5 protein-coding genes and 1 pseudogene are annotated in these 6,019 nt (G+C 40.2%); all 6 read right to left on the bottom strand.

Annotation, left to right across the window (positions count from 1 at the left end; genetic code table 11):
- Window positions 1-937, bottom strand: a pseudogene (locus tag ACSHXM_RS20490) (phosphomannomutase); the annotation flags it as partial.
- Window positions 938-945: 8 nt separating this feature from the next.
- Complete coding sequence (locus ACSHXM_RS20495; protein ID WP_435692032.1) at window positions 946-2,358, bottom strand: mannose-1-phosphate guanylyltransferase/mannose-6-phosphate isomerase; 1,413 nt, start codon at window positions 2,356-2,358, stop codon at window positions 946-948.
- Window positions 2,359-2,407: 49 nt separating this feature from the next.
- Window positions 2,408-2,866: a GDP-mannose mannosyl hydrolase gene (locus tag ACSHXM_RS20500; RefSeq protein ID WP_435692034.1), complete on the bottom strand. Its 459-nt coding sequence runs from the start codon at window positions 2,864-2,866 to the stop codon at window positions 2,408-2,410.
- 337 nt (window positions 2,867-3,203) lie between these two features.
- Window positions 3,204-3,566, bottom strand: coding sequence for a MarR family EPS-associated transcriptional regulator (locus ACSHXM_RS20505; RefSeq protein WP_435692036.1), 363 nt, complete (start codon window positions 3,564-3,566; stop codon window positions 3,204-3,206).
- A gap of 284 nt (window positions 3,567-3,850) precedes the next feature.
- The gene (locus ACSHXM_RS20510; protein WP_435692038.1) at window positions 3,851-4,858 is read right to left on the bottom strand and encodes a Wzz/FepE/Etk N-terminal domain-containing protein; all 1,008 of its coding nucleotides are present in this window, start codon (window positions 4,856-4,858) and stop codon (window positions 3,851-3,853) included.
- A 10-nt stretch (window positions 4,859-4,868) separates the two neighbouring features.
- Window positions 4,869-6,019, bottom strand: a 1,151-nt coding sequence (locus ACSHXM_RS20515) for an SLBB domain-containing protein (RefSeq protein WP_435692040.1), incomplete at its 5' end; no start/stop codon positions are given.

Genomic DNA, 6,019 nt, shown 5'->3' on the forward strand with positions numbered 1-6,019 from the left:
GCTATTACATAAGGCGAGCCTATTTTCGTTCTTTTAACGTGTTTAAATTTTTTACATCGCTCAATTGCGGTATTACAACTTACAGGCACAGCTAAAGCTTCAATATTTAATACTTCGGCACACAATATACCGAGAATGTCACCACGGAGCCAGTTACCATTTTCATCAGATATTAATGGACGGTCGCCATCACCATCGGTTGAAAATACTGCATCTAAATTGTGTTCTTTAGCCCAATTGATCGCTTTTAATGTATCGTCTTCTGAAACAGCTTCTGTATCGATAGGAACGAAATATTCTGTCCTTTCTAATGCAATAACTTCGGCACCTAGGCTTTCAAAAATTCGATAATAAAGATCCCGACCTGCACTTGAATGTTCATAAATACCTATGCGTATTCCAGTCAACCATGGTGAATCAAACAGTGAAGTATAACGGGTTATATAATCCTCAGCCGCACGATCATTTACAGTTAAGTCTGCTAGTGTTGTTAACTTAGTAAATTCAATTTGTGCATTATTTATAACTTGTTCATCAGCTTTATTGATTTCACAATCGGGACGATAAAATTTAAAACCATTACGATCAAATGGAATATGACTCCCTGTTACCATAATGGCAGGAATTCCATTTTCTTGTGCGGCATAAGCTAATGCAGGGGTGGGAACTACGCCGTAATAAATAACTTCTATACCAACTTGTTTTAATGACGCTGCACACGCCATAGCGATGGCGTAGCTACTTGGTCGGTTGTCGATTGCTATAGCTACTTGTGCAAAAGCAAAATGCGCTGTATCCCGGAAATAAATGCAAGGGAAAATGCCGCACAAACATCTGGTGTAAATTGTGTCACTAAACCACGTGCACCACTGGTTCCGAAAGCAATGCCACTTTGAGCAATAACTGATGAGCTAATTAATGTTGAATTATTTGACATGTTATCCCTTAGATACGTCCGTAACGGTCTTCAAATCGAACGATATCATCTTCACCCAGGTACGATCCGGATTGAACCTCAATCAACTCAAGCGGAAGTACTCCGGGATTCTCTAGCGCATGTATTTGACCAATCGGAATATAAGTTGACTCATTTTCAGTTAACAATATCGTTTGCTCACCATTAGTGACCTTCGCTGTGCCAGACACCACAATCCAGTGTTCAGCTCGATGATGATGCATTTGAATAGATAACTTAGCACCAGGTTTTACTGTAATACGCTTAACCTGATCGCGACTACCAATATCCAATGAATCATACTTCCCCCAAGGGCGGTATACTTCACGGTGTATTTTATGTTCTGTACGCCCTACCGCTTTTAGATGATTTACTATCGTTTTGACATCTTGCACTTGTTCTTTATGGGCCACTAAAATGGCATCTTTAGTTTCAACTACAACCAAGTTATCAATGCCAACAACGGCAATGAGTTTGTTATTAGAATACAGATAGTTGTTTGCCGAATTAACCGATATAACATCACCTTTGATGACATTATTATTTTCATCTTTTTCGGATACTTCCCAAAGTGCAGACCAAGATCCGACATCACTCCAACCTGCATCCATAGGGATCACCATCGAAGAGTCTGTTTTTTCCATCACAGCATAATCTATCGAGTCATCTGGACAACGTTGGAATGCTTCTATATTCACTCGAACAAAATCCATATCATTCGTATTTTCTTGCATAGACTCTTCACAAGCGAGTAGTATTTCTGGGCTATGTTTTTTTAGTTCCTCGAGATAGCGAGAAGCCTTTAATAGAAACATACCACTATTCCAGTAGTAATCACCGCTAGCAAGATAGCCCTGCGCGGTATTTAAATCAGGTTTTTCCACAAACTGTGCAACTGTAAATGCAACACCCTGAGGCTGACCCGCTTTAATATAGCCATAACCCGTTTCTGGAACAGTTGGTACAATACCAAAGGTCACTAATTTACCATCTTTAGCAAAAGGTAATGCTTTACCAACTGATTTTTGAAATGCTGACGTATCTTCAATTAAATGATCTGCAGCAAGCACTAATAAAATGGGGTCTTCATCTTGCTCAGCATTTTTTAATGCTTGCAAAGCAGCTAAAGCTATAGCAGGGGCCGTATTTCGACCAACGGGTTCCAATATAATGCCGCTGTGGGCAAAGCCACCTAATCGAATTTGCTCTGCAGCAATAAAACGATGTTCTTCATTACAAATAAGTAATGGTGCATGATGTTCCATACCGGTTAAGCGAGCGACTGTTTGTTGAAGCATCGATAACTCACCTGAAACGGTTAAAAACTGTTTAGGGTAAAGCTCACGAGAAAGAGGCCATAATCGACTGCCATTTCCGCCAGCCATAATAACGGGTAAAATCATAATTCGTTCCTAAATTATTGTTTCAGATTACTGTATTTTTATCGTTCACTTATGTTGCTGAAGAGTTGAAATACCATCGACTGTGCTTATGCACATGTAAATCATTAAGTATTTGTTCTTCTGACATCCACTTATATTCATCGTGTTGTTCTGAAGGCAGTTTTAATAAATTTTCATTCACCTCTAATCGATAGCCAAGGGCAATATAATGCGTGCTAAAATCTTCAACACTCACATTGTCTTTATAAAAGTGTTCGAATGGTCCAATAAGTTTTGCATTCTCAAAATCAAATTCCACACCTATTTCGTTCAACGTTAAGCGCTTAAATGCGACTGACATCGATTCACCTTTTAGTATTCGCCCCCCGGGGACAAACCAATCCCCCTGTGCTGGACGGTTATTTCGTTTACCGAGCAGAATACGACCTTTTTGGTCAGAAACTATCAGGTCAATTGAGATTAACGGAGTATGTTTGATGATTGTTTTGAAGGTTTCAAAAGGTAACATTGGGGGTATTCTTAGAAAATAAAGTTAAACAACATTGAGCTTTTTCAATATTAAAGTTCAGATATATATCATTGAGTGAGACACTTTTTATCCATTTTGAGACAAGTTAATCTTCGCTAACCTGCATAGAAACTAGGATTTACTGTTTTATTGAAAACAGTCCCAATAGGCCTTATTTATAATTATTAATTAGTAAAAATAAATCATACATCAAGTGGGACCGATCTGAGTACTTAACAAATGCTCATCCATTTAAACGTGCAAACATTTGAAATAAATAAAGTTTTAAAGTTCTATAATGCCCACTATCGCTTATTGATGATATATAGTGTCAAATCTAAGATATATGACTGTTATAGTTAACATTATCAGCCTTTTCAATCTCAGCCTGTAACTCTGCAATCTCAGCCTTTAACAATGCATATTCTTCTTTTTTACGTTTCAAGAATTGGCCGGTTATCTCACCTTTCTCCAATATTCCTTGTGGCGTTAAATAATAGGCATAGCCCCGCTTATTATCTGATTTGACAAAGTTATCGACCTTAATCAATCCTTTATCCACTAACGCCTTTATACAATAATTGACACTGCCTAAACTCACACCTAACTCTTTGGATAGCTCACGCTGACTTGCAGCAGGATTGTGTTCAATCGCTTGCAAGACTTTAAAACGTACAAATTCGCGTTGGGTAGGAGACAACTTTTGTCCTTAGTAATGGTTCAAGCAATGTATTAATTTTGTTTCGTGCAGGCTACCGCAAGGAAATACTCTGTTTATTAGGTGATTTCCTTGAAAAAATTATTTATAAATTAATGAGAATACACTAAAAAAAGTTTATTTGTTCAATGCGTGAACAATAGCAAATATGCAGTATACACACAATAAGAAATAGTCTTAGAAATAGGAATTATTTACAAAAAAAATGGCCTCTGGATCTCCAGTAGCCATACCTATGTAAGAAACCATTTTCATCTCAAAAAGGATTAGGCTTCTGCGCCTTCGTCTTTATTCATAAAATGTCTCACGAGCACAATCAACACACCTAGCATGCCACCGAGCATTATCCCTAACACGGCAATTAACGCACGTTTTGGCTTGGCTTTGAGCTCAGGCACCACTGCTGGGTCCAGCGTCTTAAATATGTACTCAGGACTCGCATTAGCTAGCATAATGGTTTGAGTTTGTGATTGTACCAAATCAAATAAACTCGAACGCATCTCTGATAATGACGTATTGTTGATTTCTGATTGCAGATACTCAATCGAACGCTCTGCTTGAGCCACATCATTGTCGCGCAGTGCATCATTGACATCTCGAATTAACCAACTCACCCATTTTTCTGCCACATACGGGGATTGATGCTCAATCGCCAAAGTGACAAATCCACTGTCTTTATCTTGAGCAATGGATAATTGCTGTTTAAATACAATATGGGCTTCTTGTACACTTGGCTTAGGTTGTTTGGGAAAATCCACTTCTCTTACCCACTCACCTGTCTCAGCATCAAATATTTCAGTATCATAGCTAATGGTATTATTACCCGCGTTCCATTTATCAATGGCCATCAGCTCGGGTAACACATCGGGATGTTTGTTGATAAACGTCGTTAAGAATGCACGAGATTTAATATACTCAATCGCAAATGCGGTTTTATCGGCACCGCCGCCACCGGGCAAGCTCACGCCAGCTAAGGACGCCAAGCCTCCAAACTTACTGGCTAATGACGATGCACTATCGCCAGCCTGTACGGGAGATAACAATGCTTCAGAGCGATAAATATTGGGTTGCATCAGTGCATACACAACTGCTAGCACAGCAAACAGGCTGGTTATCCCGATGATTAACAACTTACCTGCCCATATAGTGGCAAACAGCTCTCGCAAATCGATTTCATCATCCTCTATCTGGCTGTGATGTGGGCTAATATTCGAACCAGTGTTAGAACTAGCATTTGAACCCGTTTGTGAGTGCTCATTGGTATTGCGTGTCATAGCCAACTCCTTATAAACCACGGATTGCAGCAACGGCAACCGCACTGTTATAAATGATCTGTGTCACTTGTTGCCATAAGCCTAAGTTATCACGTAAGTTGATATCTAACGGCACCACAATCGTATCACCTGGTTGAATTTGGCTATCGGCATAACTAAACCAATTATTGCCTGGACGAACCACGCGACCATCTGCACGTATTACATATACCGCACCATCATCCGCGTATTGCGTTGTACCACCGGCTAATTCAAGATATTCGGCTAAGCTCAGCTCACTATCAAACACATGCGCAGAGTTCATTTGTACTTCTCCTAATATCTGCACTGTGGCTGGCTTTCTTGGCACAAACAACGTGTCATTTGGAAATACTTCAACTTGGTCCTGCTCACCACTAAACTGTGCCATTAGATCAATCGCTACCCGCCCTAACCCGGCCATATCGCCAGGCTCAATCAAATTAGTGATCTTGTCCATATCTGGTGCCGTGGCTTGAGCGCCAATCGTCGCCGTCATGGCTTTAGCTGCCATCGCGATCTCAAGTTGTTTGCCTAGAGCTTTTTCTAGGCGCTTTAACTCTTGTTGGTTTTTGGTTGCAACGGATTCACGAATAAACACGGCTGCCCCCGGATACGCTAAATCGGTAAACCCACCGGCACGCTCAATCACGTCTTTGAGTGAATCCCCATCGCGTACTAAATAACGACCAGGGAAAGTAAACTCACCAGATAACTCTACGTATTTTTCTTCATACCACTGCGGGATACGTCTAATTTGCACGACATCTTTGGCTTGTAATGTCGTTATGCTATCTGCCATTTCATCAGATAATTTTTGAATGAAAGTATTGCGCCCTGCTACGGTTTTTTTATCCGTATAAAAACGTGAGATTTCCATCTCATCCAAATACGCAGATTCGGTTAAACCACCGGCAGCGGACACCAGATCAGGAATGCGCATATTCGTTGAGTAAGGATACACACCAGGAAAACGCACCTCGCCAGAAATAGTAATCAGTTGATTATCAATGTCTTTGGTGGCTTGACTAGCAAGTCTTGCCATTACCGGCGCTAATGCATCAGCGCGATCTTGATTTTTACTAAACACGTACAACTGATCTTCAGCTTGTAATGGCGTGGCTAGTAAACGCTTATCGGATA

This window comes from Paraglaciecola sp., from assembly GCF_051252315.1.
Taxonomy (GTDB): Bacteria; Pseudomonadota; Gammaproteobacteria; order Enterobacterales; family Alteromonadaceae; genus Paraglaciecola.